This window comes from Pseudomonas sp. FG-3G, assembly GCF_901007645.1.
Taxonomy (GTDB): Bacteria; Pseudomonadota; Gammaproteobacteria; order Pseudomonadales; family Pseudomonadaceae; genus Aquipseudomonas; species Aquipseudomonas rhizophila.
Window position 1 is genome coordinate 156,981 of record NZ_CAAKGZ010000013.1, and the last position, 20,004, is coordinate 176,984.

Consider the following 20,004-nt stretch of genomic DNA (forward strand, 5'->3'; position numbering starts at 1 on the left):
AAAGGCCCCCATGTCGGGAGCCTTGATGTTCAGCGAATCGGCTTACATATTCGGGTAAGTCGGCCCGCCGGCGCCTTCCGGCGAAACCCAGGTGATGTTCTGTGCAGGGTCCTTAATGTCGCAGGTCTTGCAGTGAACGCAATTCTGGGCGTTGATCTGGAAGCGCTTCTCGCCGTCTTCCTGGGTCACCACTTCGTACACCCCGGCCGGGCAATAGCGTTGGGCCGGTTCGTCATACAGCGGCAGGTTCTTGCTGATCGGGATGCTCGGATCGGTCAGCTTCAGGTGGCAGGGCTGTTCTTCTTCATGGTTGGTACCGGAGATGAACACCGAGCTGAGTTTGTCGAAGCTGATCTTTCCGTCCGGTTTCGGGTAGTCGATCTTCTTGCAGTCAGCCGCCAGTTTCAGGCAGGCGTAGTCCGGTTTGGTGTCATGCAGGGTGAACGGCAGCTTGCCGGCGAAGATGTTCTGGTCGAGCCAGTTGAAGCCGCCGCCGATGATAGCGCCGTACTTGTGAATCGCTGGGCCGAAGTTACGACTGGCGAACAGCTCTTCGTACAGCCAGCTGTTCTTGAAACTGTCGACGTAGGCGGTCAGTTCATCGCCGCCTTCGGATTCGGCGAACAGGCGATCGGCCACCGCTTCGGCGGCGAGCATGCCGGACTTCATGGCGGTGTGGCTGCCTTTGATCTTGGCGAAGTTCAGGGTGCCGAGGTCGCATCCGATCAGCGCGCCGCCCTTGAAGACCATTTTCGGCAGCGAATTCAGGCCGCCCTTGCAGATGGCACGCGCACCGTAGCTGACGCGCTTGCCGCCTTCCAGGTACTGCTTGAGCACCGGGTGATGCTTGAGGCGCTGGAACTCGTCGAACGGTGACAGGAAAGTGTTGCTGTAGGACAGATCGACGATCAGGCCGACGACCACCTGGTTGTTTTCCAGGTGATAAAGGAAAGAGCCCCCGGTATTTTCGGTGCCCATGATGTCCAGCGGCCAGCCGGCGGTGTGCACCACCAGGCCCGGTTGATGCTTGGCCGGGTCGATTTCCCAGATTTCCTTCAGGCCGATGCCGTAGTGCTGGGCGTCGGCGTCGCTGTCCAGGTTGAAGCGCTTGATCAGTTGCTTGCCGATATGACCACGGCAGCCTTCGGCGAACAGCGTGTATTTGCCACGCAGTTCCATGCCAGGGGTGTAGAGGCCTTCTTTCGGCTTGCCTTCACGGTCGACACCGAGGTCGCCGGTAATGATCCCGCGTACGACGCCGTTCTCGTCGAACAGCGCTTCCTGGGCGGCGAAGCCCGGGTAGATTTCCACGCCCAGGTTCTCGGCCTGCTGGGCCAGCCAGCGGCACAGGTTGCCCAGGGAAATAATATAGTTGCCTTCGTTGTGCATGGTCTTGGGCACAAAGAAGTCAGGGATTTTGCTCGCGGTCTCGGCGTTTCTCAGGACAAAAATGTCATCGCGCACGACGGGCGTGTTCAACGGTGCGCCGAGTTCTTTCCAGTCCGGGAACAATTCGTTCAGGGCGCGGGGTTCGAATACCGCACCGGAGAGAATGTGCGCACCGACTTCGGAGCCTTTTTCGACCACGCAGACGCTGATTTCCTTACCGGCTTCGGCGGCCTTCTGTTTCAGTCGGCAAGCGGCAGACAGGCCAGCGGGGCCGGCACCGACGATGACCACGTCGAATTCCATGTATTCGCGTTCCACAGGCTATCTCCTACTCAAGGCTCAACAGTTTTTTTCTAATTGGAGGTTTGGCGTTGCATCCACGATCTGCTTCGCGAAATCGACGAAAGCGGCAATGAATGACCCGCGGTTCTCTCTTAAGCGGCGCATTATATCTACACCACTCTCAGGGTCCAATACAAACGTTTGTTTGAAATAGCCGCAGGCCAGATAAATCACTGACGTACGGCTTATGACTGACCATTTTGCCGTATTGACCGGAATGGGCGTTCCGGTCAAGATACGGGCGGTTTTGCGCTCGCCGTAGGCTGACTGTTGGTTCCAAGAGCACCTCTAAAGACAGGGCGAAGGCAGCACAAAGTGACGTATTGCGTGGTTCGGACGCGCAGTTTACACGCCGCGATAATGAATGACTCGTCGGTCATCACTGACGAACGGTCTTCACTCCCGTGAGCAAGGTCATGTGTGGTTCATGCCGGCGTTTTTAGAGGTGCCCTTGCGCCCATGAGCATCAACCGCCAGGTTCGCCTAGGCGACTTTCTTTTCACCGGAGAGTAACGAGGAATCCATGAAGGTTCTTGTAGCTGTCAAACGAGTGGTCGACTATAACGTCAAGGTTCGCGTCAAGGCGGACAACTCCGGCGTCGACCTCGCCAACGTCAAGATGTCGATGAACCCTTTCTGCGAAATCGCCGTAGAAGAAGCCGTACGCCTGAAAGAAAAAGGCGTGGCGACTGAGATCGTCGTCGTCTCCATCGGCCCGACCACTGCCCAGGAGCAACTGCGTACCGCGCTGGCGCTGGGTGCTGATCGCGCCATCCTCGTCGAATCCGTCGAAGACCTGACTTCCCTGGCCGTGGCCAAGCTGCTCAAGGCCGTTGTCGACAAGGAACAGCCACAGCTGGTGATCCTCGGCAAGCAGGCCATCGACAGCGACAACAACCAGACCGGCCAGATGCTCGCGGCATTGAGCGGCTACGGTCAGGGCACGTTCGCGTCCAAGGTTGAAGTGTCCGGCGACAGCGTTGCCGTGACTCGCGAAATCGACGGCGGCGCGCAGACTGTTTCCCTGAAACTGCCGGCCATCGTCACCACCGACCTGCGTTTGAACGAGCCGCGCTACGCGTCCCTGCCAAACATCATGAAAGCCAAGAAGAAGCCGCTTGAAGTGCTGACTCCGGACGCTTTGGGCGTTTCCACCGCCTCCACCAACAAGACCCTGAAAGTCGAAGCGCCGGCTGCACGCAGCGCGGGTATCAAGGTCAAGTCGGTGGCTGAACTGGTCGAGAAACTGAAAAACGAAGCGAAGGTAATCTGACATGACTATCTTGGTAATCGCCGAACACGATAACAAGGCGCTGGCTCCGGCCACGCTGAACACCGTTGCTGCCGCTGCGAAAATCGGTGGTGATGTCCACGTTCTGGTGGCCGGTCAAGGCGTTGGCGCCGTGGCTGAAGCCGCTGCGAAAATCGCGGGTGTGGCAAAAGTGTTGTCGGCCGACAACGCTGCCTATGCGCACCAGTTGCCGGAAAACGTTGCACCGCTGGTGGCCGAGCTGGGCAAGGGCTACAGCCACATCCTGGCTGCCGCCACGTCCAACGGCAAAAACATCCTGCCGCGCGTTGCAGCTGCGCTGGACGTCGACCAGATCTCCGAGATCATCTCGGTGGAAAGTGCCGACACCTTCAAGCGCCCGATCTATGCCGGTAACGCCATTGCTACCGTGCAGTCCAATGCTGCGGTCAAGGTCATCACCGTACGTGCTACCGGTTTCGACCCGGTTGCCGCCGAAGGTGGCTCCGCTGCTGTTGAAGCGGTGGCTGCTGCTCACGACGCCGGTATCTCCAGCTTCGTCAACGAAGAACTGGCCAAGTCCGATCGTCCGGAACTGACCGCTGCCAAGATCGTCGTTTCCGGCGGGCGTGGCATGCAGAACGGCGACAACTTCAAACACCTGTACGCCCTGGCCGACAAGCTGGGTGCTGCCGTCGGTGCTTCCCGCGCCGCGGTCGACGCAGGTTTTGTACCTAACGACATGCAGGTCGGCCAGACCGGCAAGATCGTTGCGCCACAGCTTTACATCGCCGTCGGTATCTCCGGCGCGATCCAGCACCTGGCCGGCATGAAAGACTCCAAGGTGATCGTCGCGATCAACAAGGACGAAGAAGCGCCGATCTTCCAGGTGGCTGACTATGGCCTGGTAGCGGACTTGTTCGAAGCCATCCCTGAGCTGGAGAAGCTGGTCTAATCCGGCGTCTTCACTTATAAAGAGCCCGGCCCTTTGGCCGGGTTTTTTATTATCTGCACGTTGTTGTCACTGCAAGGGGAGCATATCGCCATGGATCTTCGCCGTTTGGCTGGCGTGTCGTTGCTGTGGGCGCTGGCCGTCGTGCCAGGTCTGTCTGTCGCCGCCGGCAAGTGTGAACGTCTGATCGCCACCGGTAGCCCGGATGCGCCGCCCTACCTGTGGCAAGACCCCCAGGATCCCAAACACCTGATCGGCGCCAGCGCCGACCTGCTGGCGCAAGTGGCGACGGAGCTGGGGATCAAGATCGAATTGCTCTATGCCGGCAAGCGTGCTCAGGCCCTGGACGAAGTGCGCAGCGGACGCATGGACCTGCTCGTCGACGCCGCGCTGACCATCAGCGAGCTTGAAACCCTGGACTATGTTCATCCGCCCTTGCTGAATAACGATTACCTGGTGTGGACCCGCAAGGATTCGACATTGGTGATCGCTCAGCCCGAGGACCTTCATGGTCATCCCGGGGCATTGTCGCAAAAGGCGCGAATGACCCAGGCATTTGGCGTATTTGCCGAGCAGCAATTGTCCCTGACCCGTACCCCCAACCTGACTGAAGCCTTTCAAAAACTGCTGCTGGGGGAGGTGGAGTATGTCCTGGCAGGGCGTTACTCGGGTCTGGCGATGGCCCAGACATTGGGCATGGCCAATGACCTGCAGGCCGCGCCGCAACCAGTGGATACCCCGGGGCTGTTCCTCGCGGTTTCCCATAACTCCGCCTGCAATGACCCATGGTTGCGCGGACAGCTGGCGCAAAAGATGACAGAATTGGCCGCGTCCGGCCTGACGGAGGCTGTGTTGCAGCGCAATATCGAGCGTTGGAAAACACAGTTGCAGCCACCTGTTGGTGCCCCAAAACAGTAGGAAACATTAGTGACTATTCGACCTCTTTTCGCTGCCCTGGCCGTACTGGCTCTGGCGGGTTGCGCAGCCGATCCGGCGCCGAATGAACAGATTCGCCTGACCGAACAGGCGCTGGAGCAAGCCCGCGCCGTGGGCGCCACCTCCGAAGAAGTGCCCGAGTTGAAACTCGCCGAAGAAAAGTTCGCCCGCGCCAAGTCCAACATGGCCGATGAGTCGTTCAAGAAGGCCCGCATGCGCGCTGAACAAGCCGAACTGGATGCACGCCTGGCCGAAGCGAAGGTGCTGACCCTCAAGGGCGAGGAACACCTGAACGTGCTTAACACCCGCATCGAGCGCTTGCGCAAACAGTTGAGAGATGATGCCCAATGAAGCAGTCCCAAGTATTTGGCGGCCTGATTCTCGCGGGCCTGGCCAGCTTGTACGGTTGCGCGGGTCAGCGCAGCGAAGTGGCGCTGGAAAAGGCAGGTGCCGACTTCCAGAAGGTCAAGGAAGACTCCAACGTATTGCGAGCTGCGCCCAAGGACGTCATCCGCGCCGGCGAATCCCTGGCCCGGGCCGATCGCTTGTCCAGCTACTGGGGCAGCAGCGAGGATGTGCTGCATTACGCCTATCTGAGCCAGCGTTACAGTGAGATTGCCCGTGAGCACAGCAATCAGGTGCTCAATGAAGAGCGCGCGGCGAAGCTCGAACTGGAGCGCCAGCGCCTGCAATTGGCCCTGCGCGAGTCCAAGTTGCTGAGTGTCCAGCAACAGGGCAAGTGGCTTGAAGAGCAGATCATGGCGATGGCGACCACCCAGACCGATCGCGGCCTGGTGATGACGCTCGGTGACGTGCTGTTCGACACCGGCCAGGCGCAGTTGAAGAACTCGGCAAACCGGGTGGTGCTCAAGATCGTGCAATTCTTGCAGCTCAACCCCAAGCGTGTGGTGCGTATCGAAGGTTACACCGACAGCACCGGCGGCAAGCAGGAAAACCTCAAGCTGTCCCGTAACCGGGCCCAGGCGGTGGCGGACGTGCTGGTGGACCTGGGGATCGACGAAAAGCGCATTCAGGTCGAAGGCTACGGTGATGAGTTCCCGGTCGACGTCAACGCTTCCGAGCGTGGTCGGGCACAGAACCGTCGGGTTGAAATTGTGTTCTCCGACGAGAAAGGCCAGCTCGGCGCCGCCCGCTAAGGGCTGCGTTGCTGGAAAACCCGGCCCCTTCAGAGGCGCCGGGTTTTTTTGGGCCTGCGAATCAGTGATTCATGAGTACAGTTGGGGGCTGTCACTGCCCTCTAGGGTCGGGTAATCTGGCAACTGTCCCAGTACACTTCTAAACTGTTCCGGTACTATCTCTCACAAAAATAAAATGCCCGTGAAATCGAGTGCTGCGTCATGACCAACCTCTTGCTCTATCAACGTATTGCCCAACAACTGGCTGAAGACATCCGGCGCGGTGTGTATCAGCCCGGCGAACGTGTGCCTTCGGTGCGCAAGATGAGCTCGCAGCTCAACGTCAGCCATGCGACGGTGCTGCAGGCCTACGCCAACCTTGAAGATCAGGGGCTGATCCGTGCGCGGCCGCAGTCCGGTTACTACGTGCATCAAACCCCGGCCCTGACGGCGCCGACGCCGGACATCGCGCGGGTCGAGCGTCCGGGGCTGGTCACGCGCAGCAGCATCATCCAGCAAGTGTTGGTTGAGTCGCGCCGCGAAGGGGTATTTCCCCTGGGCGCGGCGGTGCCGAGCGTCGACTACCTGCCTGTACGAGCGCTGCACCAGCAACTGGCCAAGGTCACGCGCTTCCACAGCCCGCGGGCGTTCAGCTACATGTTCAGCCCGGGCTTCGAACCCTTGCGCCGCCAAGTGGCGATTCGCATGCGCGATGCCGGGGTCGTGGTGGATCCCTCCGAGGTGGTGATCACTCACGGTTGCGTGGATGCGCTGCAAATGTCCTTGCGGGTGCTGACCCGGCCAGGAGACCTGATCGCCGCCGAGTCGCCGACCTACTACGGCTTGCTGCAACTGGCGGATCTGCTGGGCCTCAAGGTCATCGAGATCCCCAGCGACCCGGTCACCGGCATGAGCCTGGAAGCCCTGCAACTGGCGGCCAATCAGTGGTCGATCAAGGCGCTGGTGCTGACCACGCGCTTGAGCAATCCCCTCGGTGGGACGATGCCCGAGGAGCGGCAAAAGCAACTGTTGCGCCTGGCCTCGGATTTTGACATCCAGATCGTTGAAGACGATATTTATGGCGAGTTGATGTTCGAGCAGGGACGCACCAAGGCGCTCAAGGCCTATGACCGGTTGGACCGAGTCATTTACTGTTCGAGTTTTTCCAAGACGTTGTCACCGGGCGTGCGCATTGGTTGGATGATTGCCGGTAAATTCCAGCAGGAAATCCAACGGCTCCAGACCTTCAGCACGCATTCGGCATGCAGCGTCACGCAGATGGGCATCGCGGCGTACCTGGAAAATGGCGGCTATGATCGGCACTTGCGTTATATCCGCCAGGAGTACCGCAAAAACCTCAGTGCCTTTCAGTTGGCAGTGCAGCAATACTTTCCCGAAGGTACGCAAATGAGCCGGCCTAATGGAGGCTTCATTCTGTGGGTCAGTCTGCCGGGGCGGGTCAACACCCAGGAGTTGCATGTACGGGCGTTGCAGCAAGGTATCAGCATTGCACCAGGGCTGATTTTCAGTAACACCGAACAGTTCAACCATTGCATCCGCCTCAATTGCGGCACGCCTTGGAACCGCGAGGCTGAACGGGCCTTGATGACGCTAGGCCTGCTGGCCACCCAACTGTGCCAGGAGACCGCCAGCGGTTTTTGATAGAAACTGGCGGCTCCTGCCTGATGTGCTTGTCAGCGGCTGAGTAACAGGCGAGCATGGGGATCTCTGCCGTAAGTGCCGTAGTGTCTATGAAAGCCATTGCTCCTGCCGCCTGGGTTTTGATCGGCCTGTTGACTGCCTTCCATTCGGAAGGTGTCGTGGCTGCGTCGGCGCAGGAGAAACCGGCCGCCAGTGCCACTAAAAGCGCCTCGAAGAAAAAACCGGCAGTTGTTAAAAAAGCGCCGGCTAAAAAAGCTGCGGTAGCGAAGAAAAAACGGGCCCCTGTCGCCTCCAAGAGTCAATCTGCCCGCGAGGTCGCCAAAACCCGGTTACCGCCGGCCAAGCTGGATTTGAGCCTGCCTCAAGACATGGTCGAGGATCTGCAGCCTCCGGGGGCGGTGCCGTTACCCAAGCGTGAGCCTTTGTTGCCCTCCATGTTTGGGGAAAAACCGGGCCCGTTCCAACTCAATGGCCGTTTGCTGAGCAATGAAATGCAATTGCCGTTGCGCAATCAGGAGCGCAATGAAGTCGAAGGCGCGGCGCTGGATTTCGAATTCAAGCAGTAATCCTCCCATCTCGCCGCTGACTGTAAGGTCATCCTGGCGTACAAGAAAAAACACACGGACGGTAATTTAAAACGAGTGTTTTAGCCGTTACTCTGTGTTCTGTTACCAATCATTACTTGTCGTGAGGATGTTGTCGTCATGAAATGCCGCGAAGGCTGTGGCGCCTGCTGCATCGCCCCCTCCATCAGTTCGCCGATTCCTGGCATGCCCGACGGCAAGCCGGCGGGCGAACGTTGCGTGCAGCTGTCAGTCGATAACCTGTGCCAGATATTCGGCCAGCCGGAGCGACCGAGGGTGTGCTCGGCGTTCGAGGCCGACATCGAGGTCTGCGGCAACAGCTCTGAAGATGCCATCCGGCTGATCGGTTGGTGGGAGCAAATCACGGCAGCGTAATGGGCCAGTTCGGAACTTCGATAACAAGGAAAAAACTATGGGTTCGCTGCATCGTATGGCTGTGTTGTGTGGTTTGACCGTGCTGCTGGCAACGGCTACCGCCCAGGCAGAAGACTGGAAAGTCGCCAAGGAAGAGGATGGCATCAAGGTTTCCCTCAGTGAAGTGGCCGGTTCCAAGTACAAGGCCTACCAAGGCGTGACCGTCATGAAAACCACCATGGCCAAGCTGCAAGCGCTTCAGGAAGACGTTTCGGCTGCCTGTGCCTGGATTCACGAATGCAAGAGCCAGGAGCTGCTCAAGCATGAAGGGGACCAGAGCTGGACCTACACCCAGTTCAACACGCCCTGGCCGGTTACCCCGCGGGACTCGGTGTTGCAAGTGACCACCGTCAAAGGTGCCGATGGCAGCCTGACCCGCAACCTCAAGGGCGTGCCAACCTACCGGCCTGAAAAAAAGGGTTTTGTGCGGGTCACTCAAGTTGAAGGCTTCTGGAAATTCACGCCCAAGGACGCCGGTCAGGTCGAAGTAATCTATCAGGTCCACACCGAACCAGGTGGCGATGTTCCTTCCTGGCTGGCCAACAAGTTCGTGGTGGATGCGCCGTTCAATACGTTGAAAGCCTTGAAAGCACGTGCCGAGAAATAATCGCCGACGCTGCATGAAAAACCGCCCGTGAGGCGGTTTTTTTTATGGCAGCCGTCCAACGACTGAGCGGAACGATTGTTCAGCCCTGAATGTCGAGATAGAGGTAAGCCAGGCCCTGAATTGATCGAGGAGACACCGATGCAAAAGTGGGAAATCACTTTCGTTGATGATCACGGCGAAGCCATCGCCGAGCGGTTCGACTATGAACAGGAGCCCACGATGGAGCAGGCTGCGCAGTTGATTCGCCAAAAGCTGCTCCCCGTACCCGCCAAGCTTGATCTCAATGACCTGGAGGGCCGCACCGCAGACCCTACGGTCAAGAATCTCAAATCCCAGCACAGTATCGAAATCATCAGCATTACACCGATTTCATGAAGTCACTGCCTGGCCCCGCTTGGCAGTGACCACTACTTGCAGCTACTCTGCAATTGAGATCAGCGAAAGGATCGCTTAGGTCCGGTCTTGTCAGCTACATGCTTGTGTCCCGACGGTAATTTGATGCCGTATCGCTGTAACCCAAGGGTTGCCCGCACGGGAAGACGGAAAGTCTATCCATCGGTTTGAGGAGGACGTTTCATGAGCACAGCCTATCAAGAAGACATCAGCACCAGTGTGCTTCGCCGCATGAAAGAAGGCGGTTTCGATTTCTCACAATTCCATCCCATCGAGTTCTACGCCATTTTCCCGGATGAGGAGCGGGCGCGCAGGGCGGCAGGTCAATTTCGGGGTGAGTCATTGAATGCACAGATCAGCGCACGGGATGACGGCGCCTGGTCATTGGAGTTGAGCCGGGTGATGTACGCCACCTACGATGACATTGGAGACTTCGAACAAAACTTCGAGGCGGTGGTGGAGCCTTTGGGTGGCATCATCGAGGGTTGGGGTGTCAAACAGGAAATACGGCGCCTGCACGCCTGACCGTTCATTCACGCAACCCGAGCAACGGCTGACCCATGTGTCGGCCGTTTTCATAGGTGTGCTCCCACCAGATTACTTCAGGCACAAAACCGACTTCATGGGGCCAACGGCTGTTTACGCCCCGCCATGTGCTTGAGATACCCCACCAGCAGATCCAGCTCCGCATCCGGCAGCACCGTGGCCGAGAACGCCGGCATCTTCCCTTGGGGCCAGCGACGCAGGCTTTGTGGGTCGCGGATATAGCGCTTGAGGAAATCCCCGGAAAAGTACTCGGTAGGATTGAAGGGGATGTTCAGGTCCGGGCCAAACTGCGCGTCGCCTGCGCCGTTGAGCCGATGGCAAGCCAGGCAGTTTTTCTGGAACAGTTCAAAGCCCTTATAGACCGGGTCAGCCTGAGTCACCGTGGGCGCTGGCAGCAGGGCAGGGAAGCGCTCGGCTACCGCTGACAGGCGCTTGATCGTCGCCACCGCGTAAGGCCATTGTTCGGGGCTGATGTGGCCTGCCTGGGGGTTGGTCCAGACCAGATAGAAGGGCCCGGCGCTGCCCTTGCCTTCACCCAGTGGGGGCCAGGGGTGGGCCGGGTCTTCGATCGCCAGCCAGGCTCGCGCGCCGTTTGTGTTGAGTAACGGTGCCGCGGGCAATTCGGCGGCAAATCCGTCCAGCGCCACGGCCTGGAGATGGTCGTCGGGCTCGACGCCAGTCAACAGCGCTGTCAGCGGCACGGCGCGATAATTCATCGGTTTTTTGTAGGAAACGTCTTCAGCGATCTGGATCGTTCGGGTTTCAGGATGCTGGAGCAGTTCTTCGGTCTGCCAGGTGCGGGCAGTCGTGCCCAGCTCCAGCACCAGCTGCGCGGCAAACAAGGGCGTGCTGAGCAGCAGCGCGCCGAACACAATGAGAGCTTTCACGAGGGTCGTCTTCCATGTCGAGGGAGTGCCGCAAAGGTTGGCACAGCCACCGCGACTCGAACAACGAACTCGTCACATTTTTTGATGATACAAGCGCTACCGCTTGCCGATGGTACAGGCACCCGCGCGCCGGATTCAGCCGATCACCTTGGTGATATTCGGCACAATCAACAGCAGCGTCGTGGCGAAGAGAATGAGTCCGGCTTGGCGAACTTTCGAATGTTTGAACATGGCTGACCCGCCTTTTTTGTTATTTCCTGAGGCCAGCCTGCATATCTCCTGACGGCTGGCGTTGCACTTCCTGTCTGACAAGCGCCTCGGCAAAACCCGACGACTATCTTGTACAAGGATTACATTAGGGGCCGCAGCCGCCTTGGCTTAGATCCAATTCGTATTAGTTTGCTGCCGTCCGCTCTTAAAGTGATATGAGGCCTAGTGCCACCTTCGTGAAGGCCCTTTTGCTAGACACTTTGCTCACCTGAATCGGTTAACCCGATAGCATGCTACCGTTCGTCTGAGCGTGGCCGTCAACGTCGTTGAGCACTGCGGTCATTGAATCTCGGGCCGCTGGGCTTATGGTTGGAGCCATTGCATTGTCCCAGTGGTTTGAGGATGTCATGACCGAAGCTTTGATTTTTGACGCATTACGTACCCCTCGTGGCAAGGGCAAGGCCGATGGCGCTTTGTACAGCGTCAAGCCGGTGAACCTGGTGGGCGGCCTGCTCACCGCCCTGCAGCAGCGCATGGGCCTGGACACCAGTCAGGTTGACGATATCGTGCTCGGTTGCGTGACGCCGATAGGTGATCAGGGCGCCGACATCGCCAAGACCGCCGCGCTGATCGCCGATTGGGATGTCAGCGTGGCAGGTGTGCAGCTCAACCGGTTCTGCGCCTCGGGCCTGGAAGCGGTAAACCTGGCGGCGATGAAAGTGCGCTCCGGGTTCGAGGATCTGGTGGTGGCCGGAGGTGTCGAATCCATGTCTCGCGTGCCCATGGGCAGCGACGGCGGCGCTTGGGCGCTGGATCCTCAATCCAACCTGCAGGGCCACTTCACACCTCAGGGCATCGGTGCTGACCTGATCGCAACCCTGGAGGGCTTCAGCCGCGAGGACGTCGATGCTTTCGCGCTGCACTCCCAGCAAAAGGCCGCCCGGGCCCGGGCCGACGGTTCGTTCAACAAATCCCTGGTGGCGGTGCGGGACCAGAATGGCATCGTGCTGCTGGATCACGACGAATTCATCCGTGCGGACTCGACTCTGGAGGGCCTGGGCAAGCTCAAGCCGAGTTTCGCAGCCATGGGCCAGATGGGCTTCGACGCTACGGCCCTGCGGGTCTACAGCCATGTGGAACGGATCAATCATGTCCACACGCCGGGCAACAGTTCCGGCATCGTTGATGGGGCGGCGCTGATGCTGATCGGTTCCGAAGCCAAGGGGCAGGCGCTGGGGCTGCAACCGCGGGCGCGGATCGTCGCCACGGCTGTCACCAGCACCGATCCGACCATCATGCTCACCGGCCCGGCGCCGGCTACCCGCAAGGCTCTGGTCAAGGCTGGGCTGCGGGTGGAGGACATCGACCTGTTCGAAGTCAACGAAGCGTTCGCCTCAGTGGTGCTCAAGTTCATCAAGGACATGGCCATCGACCCCGCCAAGGTCAACGTCAACGGCGGCTCCATCGCCATGGGGCATCCCTTGGGGGCTACAGGCTGCGCAATTCTCGGCACCTTGCTCGATGAGTTAGAGGCGCGTCACCTGCGCTATGGCCTGGCGACGCTGTGTGTCGGCGGCGGCATGGGCATTGCCACCGTTATTGAACGTCTCTGAGCCCCGATTTCAAGGAATACTTTTCATGAGCGATGCCATCCGTTACGAAACCGGCCAGGACCGGATCGTCGTCCTGACCCTGGACATGCCAGGCCAGAGCGCCAACACCATGAATGCGACGTACCGCGAGGCCATGGCTGCCTGCGTCGCTCGGTTGACCGCCGAAAAAGACTCGATTGCCGGGGTGATCATTACCTCGGCCAAGAAGACCTTCTTCGCTGGCGGTGACCTCAACGAACTGGTCAAGGTCGGTAAACCCCAAGCCAAGGCATTCTATGAAATGGTGCTCGGGCTCAAGGCGCAACTGCGTGCCCTGGAAACCCTGGGAAAACCGGTGGTGGCGGCCATCAATGGCGCGGCCCTGGGCGGCGGCTGGGAAATCTGCCTGGCTTGCCATCATCGTGTGGCGCTGGATCACCCGTCGGTGCAGATTGGCTTGCCGGAAGTCACCCTGGGCCTGTTGCCAGGTGGCGGCGGGGTGGTGCGGATGGTGCGGTTGCTTGGCTTGGAGAAAGCCTTGCCGTATTTGCTTGAGGGCAAGAAGGTGCGCCCGCAACAGGCACTGCAGGCCGGTCTGATCGATGAGCTGGCGGTGGATCGCGAGGACCTGCTGAGCAAGTCCAGGGCCTGGATTCTCGCCAACCCCAGCGTGGTCCAACCTTGGGATGCGAAAGGCTATCAGATCCCGGGTGGCACGCCGTCTCACCCGAAAGTCGCGCAAATGCTGGCGATAGCACCTTCCATCCTGCGCAACAAAACCCAGGGTTGCCTGCCCGCGCCGGAGAAAATTCTCTGCGCGGCAGTGGAAGGTGCCCAGGTGGATTTCGACACCGCCCACGTGATCGAAACCCGCTACTTCACTGAGCTGACCACTGGCCAGGTGGCCAAGAACCTGATCGGCACTTTCTGGTTCCAGCTCAACGAAATCAAGGCCGGCGGTTCGCGCCCGCAGGGCTTTGCACCTTATCTGACCCAACAAGTCGGAGTACTCGGTGCCGGCATGATGGGGGCAGGTATCGCCTACGTCAGCGCCATGGCCGGGATTGCGGTGGTGCTCAAGGACGTCAGCCTTGCCGCCGCCGAGAAAGGCAAGGCCCGCACGGCGGCGCTGCTGGATAAGAAGATCGCCCGCGGGCAGCTCACCGTCGAGCAGCGCGAAGCCACGCTGGCGCGGATTCAAACCACTGACAGCGACGCGGACCTGGCCGGTTGCGATCTGGTCATTGAGGCGGTGTTTGAGGATCGCGCCCTGAAAGCCAGCGTCACAGCCGCTGCCCAAGCGGTTGTTGGGGCGGACGCGGTGCTCGCCTCCAACACCTCGACCCTGCCCATCACCGGCCTGGCGACGGCTGTACCGGATCAGACGAAGTTCATCGGCCTGCATTTCTTCAGCCCGGTGGAGAAAATGCCTCTGGTGGAAATCATCAGGGGCGCCCGCACCAGCGACGAGACCCTGGCACGAGCTTTCGATTTCGTTCTGCAAATCAACAAGACGCCGATCGTGGTCAACGACAGTCGTGGTTTCTTCACCTCCCGGGTATTCGGCACCTTTACCAACGAAGGCATCGCCATGCTGGGTGAGGGCGTGAGCGCGCCGATGATCGAGACTGAGGCGCGCAAGGCCGGGATGCCGGTAGGGCCTCTGGCGATCTCTGACGAAGTTTCCCTCAGCCTGATGAGTCATATCCGCGCGCAAACCGCCAAAGACCTGCAAGCGGAAGGGCAAACGCCGATCGAGCACCCGGCGTTCGCCGTGATTGACCTGCTGCTCAACGAATACAAGCGGCCAGGCAAAGCCGCCGGGGCCGGTTTCTACGAGTATCCGGCCGACGGGCAGAAACACCTGTGGCCGGAGCTCAAGCATCGTTTCGAGAAAGCCGACGGGCAGATCTCGCCACAGGACATCCGCGATCGCCTGCTGTTCATCCAGGCTCTGGAAACCGTGCGCTGCGTAGAGGAGGGCGTGCTCACCTCCACGGCGGACGCCAACGTCGGCTCGATCTTCGGTATCGGTTTCGCCGCCTGGACCGGCGGTGCGTTGCAGTTCATCAACCAGTACGGCCTGCGGGATTTTGTCGCCCGCGCTCAGTATCTGGCCGAGCAGTATGGCGAGCGATTTTCACCACCGGCCTTGTTGCTGGAGAAAGCCGCCAGGCAAGAACTGTTCTGACTGACAGGGGAAGGGGCTTGCCTTGGGACGGTATTTCAAGGCACGCTCAGGGGGTGTGCAATATTCCCATCATCGTGTCAGGTATTTTTTATGTCGCTGCGCATCTGCATTTTGGAAACCGATACCCTGCGTCCGGAACTGATCGACCAATATCAGGGTTACGGGCAGATGTTCCAGCGCCTGTTTTCACAACAGCCCGTCGCGGCTGAGTTCATTGTGTACAACGTGATGCAGGGGCAATACCCCAACGATGATGAACCGTTCGACGCTTACCTGGTAACCGGCAGCAAAGCCGACTCCTTCGGCACCGACCCCTGGATTCAAACCCTCAAGACCTTCTTGCTGGATCGCTACCAGCGAGGCGACAAGTTGCTGGGCGTGTGCTTCGGTCATCAACTGCTGGCGCTGTTGCTGGGCGGCAAGGCCGAGCGCGCCACTCAAGGCTGGGGCGTGGGCACCCACCGCTACAAGCTCGCGGCCAAGGCGCCATGGATGAGCCCGGTGATGGAAGAGCTGACCCTGCTGATCAGTCACCAGGACCAGGTCACCGAGCTGCCGGAAAACGCCACGGTGATCGCGTCCAGCGATTTTTGCCCGTTCGCCGCCTACCACATCAACGATCAGGTGCTGTGCTTCCAGGGCCACCCGGAATTCATCCACGATTACTCCCGGGCGCTGCTGGAGATCCGCCAGCAACACCTTGGCGAGCAGATCTACCGCCAAGGCATGGCCAGTCTTGAACAGGCGCATCACGGCACGACAGTGGCTGAGTGGATGATGCGTTTCGTCGCGCACAAGCCTGAAACCGCAGCGGCCCAAGACTAAAACACCATCGCCCCCACACTTGATAGACAGGTAATCAAGTGTGGGAGCGAGCCTGCTCGCGATGAATGTCACGCCAGCCTCAACCGCCTACAAGCGCGCTTACAACCACCCCGAGCGCTTGAAGCTCCCCCACAACGCGGTACAGCCCACCGCGATAAACCCCAGCACCAGAAAGTACCCGTAGTGCCAGGTCAACTCCGGCATGTTCTCGAAGTTCATCCCATAGATTCCGGCTACCGCCGTGGGGAACGCCAGGATCGCCGCCCACGCCGCGAACTTGCGCTGCACTACGCTCTGGCGCGACGCTTCGAGCAGCACGCCGACTTCAATGGTCTGGCTGGCGATGTCCGCCAAAGTCGCCAGGTCTTCCATCTGCCGCGTGACATGAATCTGCACATCGCGGAAGTACGGGCTCATGTTTTTGTCGATGAAGGGAAAGTCCAGTCTTTGCAGTTCTTCGCTGATTTCCACCATCGGTGCTGCATAACGGCGCAGGCGTAATACGTCACGGCGCAAGCTGTGCAAGTTCTGAATATCCCGCTCGTTCAGGGAGCTGCACAGTACGTTGCGCTCCAGTTCATCGATCTCGGCGTGAATGGCTTCACCCACCGGCTGGTAGTTTTCAATGACGAAATCCAGGATGGCATAGAGAACGAAATCTTCCCCGTGCTCCAGCAGAATAGGCCGCGCCTCACAGCGTTGTCGCACGTGGGCGTAGGACGCCGAGTGGCCATTGCGGGCGGTGATGATGTAGCCGTTGCCGGCGAAGATATGAGTCTCGATGAACTGCAGCTTGCCGTCCTTGCGCACCGGCGAATACGTGACGATAAACAGTGCATCGCCAAAGGTCTCCAACTTGGGGCGACTGTGCTTCTCCATCGCGTCTTCAATCGCCAATTCATGCAGGTTGAATTGACGTTGCAGGTTGGTCAGTTCCTGGGCACTGGGCTCTTCCAGGCCGATCCATACAAAGTGGCCCGGTTTGGCTGCCCAGGCGCTGCCTTCGTCGAGGGTGATGTTGGTGACTTTCTTACCGGCGCTGTAAACCGCAGCAGCAACGACTCTACCCATGATGGTGGTTCACTTCTTCTTGGAAAATGGCAGTGGCAGGCAATCTGTAGCTTAGTGTGCCCTGCTGCTTGAGAGTCAGCAAAATCCACCGAGTTCGCCGGTGGAGTCAAATGCCCTACAGGTGGAATCAGAATCGTGCGGGTTTTTGTGGTGAGGGGATAAACCCCCTCGCCACAGGGTTATGTGCCCGGCTGGCTATTGTTTAACAGGCTCGTTAAACAGCCTGCACCTGCCGGTCCATCACCGCGATGCACTCGCGCATTTGCTCACGGCACTGGGCGATGAGCTGGGGCATGTCATCCAGGCTCAACCCAGCCGTGGGAATGGCCGGTAGCGAGCGTATGAGGATGTCGCCGCCTCGCCAGCGATTGAGGCGCATGTGCTTTATGTAGCTGCTGACGCACACCGGAACAATCGGCACCCCGGCGGCGATCGCCATCTGGAACGCGCCTTTCTTGAAGGGCAGCAGATCCTCGCCAAGATTGCGCGTGCCTTCCGGGAATACCCAGATCGATGTGTCCTCGTGCTGCAACGTGTGAGTGGTGGTCAACATCGACTGGCGCGCCTTGATCGCGTTACCCCGGTCAATCAGCACATTGCCCGCCAGCCAGAACAATTGCCCGAACAACGGCACCCACTTCAGGCTCTTCTTACCGATGCACACGGTGCGGTAGGGCACCACGTTACCGAACACGAACAGGTCATAGTTGGACTGGTGGTTGGCAATGATCACGCAGCTCTGGGACTTGTTTACCAGCGTGTCGACCTCGGCCTTCACCCGCAGACGCAAAATGCACATAGCGGGCCACGCATACAATCTGGCGCATAAACGGCTGTTGTCTGGATTGAACGGCCGACACAACCCCAGGATCACCCCGAGCACACCCGCCAGCACAAAATGCACACCCATCAACAACATACGCAATAAAAACAGCATCTACAGGCCCCGTCGGGACAAAAGGTGGCGCAGTGTACGGATGTGCACTGTTTTCGGCAATTGCCGCTATAGAGGTAGGAGATGGGCGATGTTTGAGCGCATGTTTCCGATTAACGTGTCAGAAGCAGGCTAGAGCGGTTGTCGGTTTTTAAACGGAGCATGTAAGAAAAAGCCCGACACAGCGGTCGGGCTTTTCGTTTTGCGCTGAGGCAAGTTAACCCATGTGCTCCTGATCCAGCAGAATTGCACTGTCCAGCGTCTCCAGCAGGGCCTTGCGCACTTTCAGCTTGGTGTTCTTGTGGGCGGTCATGTTGATTTTCTTCAACTGACGCGCGGCCTCCAGCGCCGCACCCTGCAGCTCATCGGTCGACACCACCTTGTCGAGGAAGCCGGCGTCCACCGCGCTCTGCGGGTTGAACATCTCGCCATTGATCACCGAGCGATGAAACGCGGATTTGCGCAGGCGATCGCGGGCCAGCTCGATACCGGCGTGGTGCATGGTCATGCCGATCTGCACTTCGTTCAGGCCAATGCTGAACGGTCCATCGACACCGATGCGATAATCCGCCGACAGCAGCAGGAACGCTCCCTTGGCCACCGCATGCCCTGGGCACGCGACAACGACGGGGAAGGGGTGCGACAACAGGCGACGGGCCAGGGTCGAGCCGGCCGTGACCAGACTCACCGCTTCCTTGGGACCGGCGGTCATCACCTTCAAATCATAACCACCGGACAGAATCCCCGGTTGCCCGGTAATGATCACCACCGCCCGATCCGTCACAGCCTGATCCAGCGCAGTGTTGAACGCGGCAATCACATCCGGCGAGATGGCATTGACCTTGCCGTTGTTCAAGGTCAGGGTCGCGATACCGTCTTCGAGATGGTAGGCAATCAGGTCGCTCATGGCGCTATTCCTTGTAAGAGAAGTGACGCAGACGTTACCCACCGCCGCAGGCCAGGTAAAGCGCTGTGACTGACTCACCGGTCAGCCCCCAGCCCCGACAAACCGCCTGACCGCCCCATCGCCCGCGCCTTGCTCCATGGAACACTGCACACACAAACCCGAAGATTGGCCGGTTTGCCATGCCCGGACGCGTTTGAAATGCCCGACCACCTTAACCGCATGAAAATTCTGAAAAAAACCTTTGCCATCGGAAAAGCTTTCGACTACATTAGCGCGCCTCGACAGACTGAACAGTTTGCCGAGACACGGTGAAGTGTCCGAGTGGCTTAAGGAGCACGCCTGGAAAGTGTGTATACAGGAAACTGTATCGAGAGTTCGAATCTCTCCTTCACCGCCACATTCTGCAAACACAAACCCCTGATTTTCCTAGAGAAAGTCGGGGGTTTGTGGTTTTTGGCGTCTGGAAAAAGGCGATATGGGGCCGGCGGGCGACTTCCCGCGTGCTGGCGGCAACCACGCATAGGAGCCAGGCTCAGGTGCCCACGCCGTTCCACCAAACAGCATCGGGCAATCTCACAGCAGTATCGAGCAAAAGCTTCCGAGCCCATGCCGTTAAGGTTCCTCTTGAAGAGGTTCCTATCAACGTATTGTTGTGAGAGAAAGATCATGACCCCATGGATGAGTTTGGCTGTGCGCCTTCAGGCTGTCGCGCTGTGTTTGGTGCTTTCAACGAACACGGTTTCAGCGTCGCAAGCCGCTGACCAAAACATCAATACCGACCTGGTGCGCCAAGCATTTACCAACTGGCAACAAGGCCAAGGCACGGTTTTCGATCTGCTGGCGCCCGACGCAACGTGGACCGTATCTGGATCAAGCCCGGTTTCTGGTGTGTATAACAGCAAGACGGATTTAATCGAACGAGCCGTACGACCGATCACCGCTCGGCTGGCAACGCCCATTTCCCCTACCGTGCAAAGCATTGTGGCTGAGGGCGATGTCGTAGTGGTTCTCTGGAAGGGAGAGGCCATGGCCCTTGACCGCAAGCCCTACAACAACACTTACCTGTGGCACATGACACTCAAGGATGGCCAGATCACAGAGGTAACAGCCTTTCTGGACACCTACGTGTTGAATGACCTTATGCGTCGGGTTGATCCTGTTCGGTAATAGCCCGCAA

Annotated in this window: 20 protein-coding genes and 1 tRNA gene; 16 read left to right on the forward strand and 5 right to left on the reverse strand. The window is 59.1% G+C overall.

Translation table 11 applies throughout. From position 1 onward, the window contains the following. Positions 1 to 42: 42 nt before the first annotated feature. Positions 43 to 1,707 carry an electron transfer flavoprotein-ubiquinone oxidoreductase gene (locus PSEUDOMOFG3G_RS06800; protein WP_139049472.1) on the reverse strand — a complete coding sequence of 555 codons (1,665 nt, stop codon included), beginning with the start codon at positions 1,705 to 1,707 and terminating at the stop codon, positions 43 to 45. A 547-nt stretch (positions 1,708 to 2,254) separates the two neighbouring features. On the opposite strand from PSEUDOMOFG3G_RS06800, the gene PSEUDOMOFG3G_RS06805 reads away from it, so the two are divergent. From PSEUDOMOFG3G_RS06805 to PSEUDOMOFG3G_RS06855, 11 genes are all read left to right on the forward strand, one after another. Then, a complete protein-coding gene (locus PSEUDOMOFG3G_RS06805) occupies positions 2,255 to 3,004 on the forward strand; it encodes an electron transfer flavoprotein subunit beta/FixA family protein (RefSeq protein ID WP_139049473.1) in 750 nt (249 codons plus the stop codon). A gap of 1 nt (position 3,005) precedes the next feature. Continuing rightward, positions 3,006 to 3,935, forward strand: a complete 930-nt coding sequence (locus PSEUDOMOFG3G_RS06810) for an electron transfer flavoprotein subunit alpha/FixB family protein (protein ID WP_107322026.1) — start codon at positions 3,006 to 3,008, stop codon at positions 3,933 to 3,935. Positions 3,936 to 4,025: 90 nt separating this feature from the next. Then, positions 4,026 to 4,850 (forward strand): ABC transporter substrate-binding protein, encoded by an 825-nt coding sequence (locus tag PSEUDOMOFG3G_RS06815; RefSeq protein ID WP_076386580.1) that lies wholly within the window; start codon positions 4,026 to 4,028, stop codon positions 4,848 to 4,850. A 9-nt stretch (positions 4,851 to 4,859) separates the two neighbouring features. Next, positions 4,860 to 5,219 carry a DUF4398 domain-containing protein gene (locus PSEUDOMOFG3G_RS06820; RefSeq protein ID WP_139049474.1) on the forward strand — a complete coding sequence of 120 codons (360 nt, stop codon included), beginning with the start codon at positions 4,860 to 4,862 and terminating at the stop codon, positions 5,217 to 5,219. After that, a complete protein-coding gene (locus PSEUDOMOFG3G_RS06825; protein ID WP_076383844.1) occupies positions 5,216 to 6,025 on the forward strand; it encodes an OmpA family protein in 810 nt (269 codons plus the stop codon). The genes PSEUDOMOFG3G_RS06820 and PSEUDOMOFG3G_RS06825 overlap by 4 nt, the downstream gene beginning before the upstream one ends. A 201-nt stretch (positions 6,026 to 6,226) precedes the next feature. Further along, positions 6,227 to 7,666 carry a PLP-dependent aminotransferase family protein gene (locus PSEUDOMOFG3G_RS06830; protein ID WP_047228229.1) on the forward strand — a complete coding sequence of 480 codons (1,440 nt, stop codon included), beginning with the start codon at positions 6,227 to 6,229 and terminating at the stop codon, positions 7,664 to 7,666. 89 nt (positions 7,667 to 7,755) lie between these two features. After that, a complete protein-coding gene (locus PSEUDOMOFG3G_RS06835; RefSeq protein WP_047228230.1) occupies positions 7,756 to 8,232 on the forward strand; it encodes a hypothetical protein in 477 nt (158 codons plus the stop codon). A gap of 138 nt (positions 8,233 to 8,370) precedes the next feature. Beyond that, a complete protein-coding gene (locus PSEUDOMOFG3G_RS06840; RefSeq protein ID WP_047228231.1) occupies positions 8,371 to 8,625 on the forward strand; it encodes a YkgJ family cysteine cluster protein in 255 nt (84 codons plus the stop codon). A 37-nt stretch (positions 8,626 to 8,662) separates the two neighbouring features. Beyond that, positions 8,663 to 9,271, forward strand: coding sequence for an START domain-containing protein (locus PSEUDOMOFG3G_RS06845; protein ID WP_047228232.1), 609 nt, complete (start codon positions 8,663 to 8,665; stop codon positions 9,269 to 9,271). Between the two features lie 138 nt (positions 9,272 to 9,409). After that, positions 9,410 to 9,646, forward strand: coding sequence for a hypothetical protein (locus PSEUDOMOFG3G_RS06850; RefSeq protein WP_047228233.1), 237 nt, complete (start codon positions 9,410 to 9,412; stop codon positions 9,644 to 9,646). A gap of 201 nt (positions 9,647 to 9,847) precedes the next feature. Then, positions 9,848 to 10,189, forward strand: a complete 342-nt coding sequence (locus PSEUDOMOFG3G_RS06855; protein ID WP_047228234.1) for a ribonuclease E inhibitor RraB — start codon at positions 9,848 to 9,850, stop codon at positions 10,187 to 10,189. A gap of 95 nt (positions 10,190 to 10,284) precedes the next feature. On the opposite strand, the gene PSEUDOMOFG3G_RS06860 is transcribed toward PSEUDOMOFG3G_RS06855, so the two are convergent. Continuing rightward, positions 10,285 to 11,097: a cytochrome c gene (locus tag PSEUDOMOFG3G_RS06860; protein ID WP_139049475.1), complete on the reverse strand. Its 813-nt coding sequence runs from the start codon at positions 11,095 to 11,097 to the stop codon at positions 10,285 to 10,287. 617 nt (positions 11,098 to 11,714) lie between these two features. Here PSEUDOMOFG3G_RS06860 and PSEUDOMOFG3G_RS06865 point away from each other — a divergent pair. The 3 genes from PSEUDOMOFG3G_RS06865 to PSEUDOMOFG3G_RS06875 all read left to right on the forward strand — a co-directional run bounded on the left by PSEUDOMOFG3G_RS06865 (position 11,715) and on the right by PSEUDOMOFG3G_RS06875 (position 15,915). Continuing rightward, the gene (locus PSEUDOMOFG3G_RS06865; RefSeq protein WP_139049476.1) at positions 11,715 to 12,920 is read left to right on the forward strand and encodes an acetyl-CoA C-acetyltransferase; all 1,206 of its coding nucleotides are present in this window, start codon (positions 11,715 to 11,717) and stop codon (positions 12,918 to 12,920) included. 25 nt (positions 12,921 to 12,945) lie between these two features. After that, complete coding sequence (locus tag PSEUDOMOFG3G_RS06870; protein WP_139049477.1) at positions 12,946 to 15,090, forward strand: 3-hydroxyacyl-CoA dehydrogenase NAD-binding domain-containing protein; 2,145 nt, start codon at positions 12,946 to 12,948, stop codon at positions 15,088 to 15,090. Positions 15,091 to 15,180: 90 nt separating this feature from the next. Beyond that, positions 15,181 to 15,915 (forward strand): amidotransferase, encoded by a 735-nt coding sequence (locus PSEUDOMOFG3G_RS06875; RefSeq protein WP_139049478.1) that lies wholly within the window; start codon positions 15,181 to 15,183, stop codon positions 15,913 to 15,915. 99 nt (positions 15,916 to 16,014) lie between these two features. On the opposite strand, the gene PSEUDOMOFG3G_RS06880 is transcribed toward PSEUDOMOFG3G_RS06875, so the two are convergent. The 3 genes from PSEUDOMOFG3G_RS06880 to PSEUDOMOFG3G_RS06890 all read right to left on the reverse strand — a co-directional run bounded on the left by PSEUDOMOFG3G_RS06880 (position 16,015) and on the right by PSEUDOMOFG3G_RS06890 (position 18,827). Next, positions 16,015 to 16,986, reverse strand: a complete 972-nt coding sequence (locus PSEUDOMOFG3G_RS06880) for a magnesium and cobalt transport protein CorA (protein ID WP_047228239.1) — start codon at positions 16,984 to 16,986, stop codon at positions 16,015 to 16,017. Positions 16,987 to 17,200: 214 nt separating this feature from the next. Next, positions 17,201 to 17,923 (reverse strand): 1-acyl-sn-glycerol-3-phosphate acyltransferase, encoded by a 723-nt coding sequence (locus PSEUDOMOFG3G_RS06885; RefSeq protein ID WP_076383849.1) that lies wholly within the window; start codon positions 17,921 to 17,923, stop codon positions 17,201 to 17,203. Between the two features lie 214 nt (positions 17,924 to 18,137). Continuing rightward, on the reverse strand, positions 18,138 to 18,827 hold the full coding sequence (locus tag PSEUDOMOFG3G_RS06890) for a crotonase/enoyl-CoA hydratase family protein (RefSeq protein ID WP_047228241.1): 690 nt from the start codon (positions 18,825 to 18,827) through the stop codon (positions 18,138 to 18,140). Between the two features lie 307 nt (positions 18,828 to 19,134). On the opposite strand from PSEUDOMOFG3G_RS06890, the gene PSEUDOMOFG3G_RS06895 reads away from it, so the two are divergent. Together PSEUDOMOFG3G_RS06895 and PSEUDOMOFG3G_RS06900 are read left to right on the forward strand one after the other, a co-directional pair. Beyond that, positions 19,135 to 19,224, forward strand: a tRNA-Ser gene (locus tag PSEUDOMOFG3G_RS06895). A 269-nt stretch (positions 19,225 to 19,493) separates the two neighbouring features. Beyond that, positions 19,494 to 19,994, forward strand: a complete 501-nt coding sequence (locus tag PSEUDOMOFG3G_RS06900; protein ID WP_230682628.1) for a nuclear transport factor 2 family protein — start codon at positions 19,494 to 19,496, stop codon at positions 19,992 to 19,994. Positions 19,995 to 20,004 lie beyond the last annotated feature (10 nt).